Origin of the sequence: Halorussus amylolyticus (genome assembly GCF_004143485.2) — an archaeon.
GTDB classification, from domain to species: Archaea; Halobacteriota; Halobacteria; order Halobacteriales; family Haladaptataceae; genus Halorussus; species Halorussus amylolyticus.
This window is the reverse complement of the sequence record NZ_ML974132.1, coordinates 365,573-367,188: the sequence shown is the minus strand read 5'-3', so window position 1 is coordinate 367,188 and position 1,616 is coordinate 365,573. Positions and strand designations below refer to the sequence as shown.

The 1,616-nt window shown below is 58.4% G+C and carries 4 protein-coding genes; 1 reads left to right on the top strand and 3 read right to left on the bottom strand.

Annotation, left to right across the window (positions count from 1 at the left end):
• The 3 genes from EKH81_RS09130 to EKH81_RS09120 all read right to left on the bottom strand — a co-directional run.
• Positions 1–163, bottom strand: a 163-nt coding sequence (locus EKH81_RS09130; RefSeq protein WP_368407706.1) for an archaellin/type IV pilin N-terminal domain-containing protein, incomplete at its 3' end; no start/stop codon positions are given.
• Positions 164–354: 191 nt separating this feature from the next.
• A complete protein-coding gene (locus EKH81_RS09125; RefSeq protein WP_132059359.1) occupies positions 355–636 on the bottom strand; it encodes a DUF7521 family protein in 282 nt (93 codons plus the stop codon).
• Positions 637–667: 31 nt separating this feature from the next.
• A complete protein-coding gene (locus EKH81_RS09120) occupies positions 668–1,006 on the bottom strand; it encodes a helix-turn-helix domain-containing protein (protein WP_132059360.1) in 339 nt (112 codons plus the stop codon).
• A gap of 113 nt (positions 1,007–1,119) precedes the next feature.
• Between EKH81_RS09120 and EKH81_RS09115 the strand changes: the two genes are divergently transcribed.
• A complete protein-coding gene (locus EKH81_RS09115) occupies positions 1,120–1,533 on the top strand; it encodes a chemotaxis protein CheW (RefSeq protein ID WP_132059361.1) in 414 nt (137 codons plus the stop codon).
• Positions 1,534–1,616: the final 83 nt, after the last annotated feature.

Here is a 1,616-nt window from a genome sequence, read left to right as displayed (position 1 = left end):
TCTCCTGCCCGGTCTGTTCGGACTTGGTCTGGAGGAACCCAGCGGTGTTGATGAGCACGCCCGCCGCAATCGCGGCGACCAGCACCATCGCGATGAACACGATGAGCGTACCGATACCCACCTGACCTCTGTTATTTAAGCGTTCTTGGATTTTGTCTTTCATGTTCTCACTTCCCGTCCGGCCGTCAATCCGTCATTGACTGCGGACTCTATTCGGAACGAAACGAACCTACCTAATAAATCTAAGGTACCGATTATCAGACGTGATATTATTCGAAACGAGCGTGAGAACGGGTCAATCCGCCGATCAGGACGATATGGTCGCGACACCTGTCGATTCGATATCAGTTGCCGCTACCGGTCGCCCGTGATACTGTAGATGACGAACAGATAGCCGACCGTGGTGATGAGATAGTTGACCGACAACAGCATCTGCGTGTTCTGAAACTCCGTGGCGAAGGCGCTGACCGTCGTGGTGACGGCGGCCGCGACGATGAGCGCGAAGCCGACCGAGAGATGAAACATCGCTCGCCTGGACGTACGGTTGTACGCCCGTATCGCGAGTCCGACCATCGACAGACCGGCGATTGCGAGGGTAAGGCTGAAGACGACGTACAGCAGTTCTATCGTTTCCATGGTTTCGTGTTCAGTGGCGAACGTTCGACGGTCACTCTCCCTTGAGGTCGCGCCACACGTCCGCGAGCGAGTTGTCCACGTCGGGGCGGTCGTCGAGGTCCACGTCGATGGTGGTCTCCTCGAACGACACTTCGAGCGCCTCGACGTTTCGGCGGTACACCTTGGTTCGGCGACCTTCTTCGGAGAACTCCCGACCCGACAGTTCGAGGAGTTCGGCCTCGGTGAGTTCCTCGATGCGACGGTAGCTCGTCGCGATGGGGATTTCGAGCTCGTCGCTCAGCTCCTGGGCCGATTTCGGGTCGCTCGTAGCCCGGAGTATCTCGGCGTTGTACTTGTTGCCGAGCACCCGGAGGAGCTCCACGGACTCCATCAGTTATCGCGTTTGATAACGGGACGTTAAAAAGATACCGTAGGAGACCAGTCAGCCGACACGGACTGGTCGGCGTCGGAACAGATAAGTGACCGCCGCGGGAGGTTCTACCCATGTCGAAGACAGTTGGCGACGTGCAAGTCCTCGAATTTCGGCTCGAGGACCGAAAATACTGCATCGACATCGCACACGTCGATGAAATCGTGGACAAGGGCGAACTGACACCGCTCCCGAACGCCGAGCCTCGTGTCGAAGGCGTGATGGACCTTCGCGGCGCGACGACCACTATCATCAACCCGAAGAAGGTACTCGATTTGGACGAAACGGAGACCGGCGACCGGGTGGTCGTCCTCGAAACCGACGGCGACGGAACCGTGGGATGGCTCATCGATGCGGTGGACGAAGTAATCAGCCTCCACGACGAGACGGTAGACGAGAGCGTCGAGAGCGACTCCGTGAAGGGTATCGTCCGGCAAGACGACGGCTTCGTCGTCTGGGTCAAGCCCGAAGAGATAAACGGGTCGTGAATCGCGAAGGCTCGCCCGGTCGCGGGCCGCAATAGAGGGCCCCGCCCGCAAGACACCCGAAAACAATAAACCCGGTTAAGATA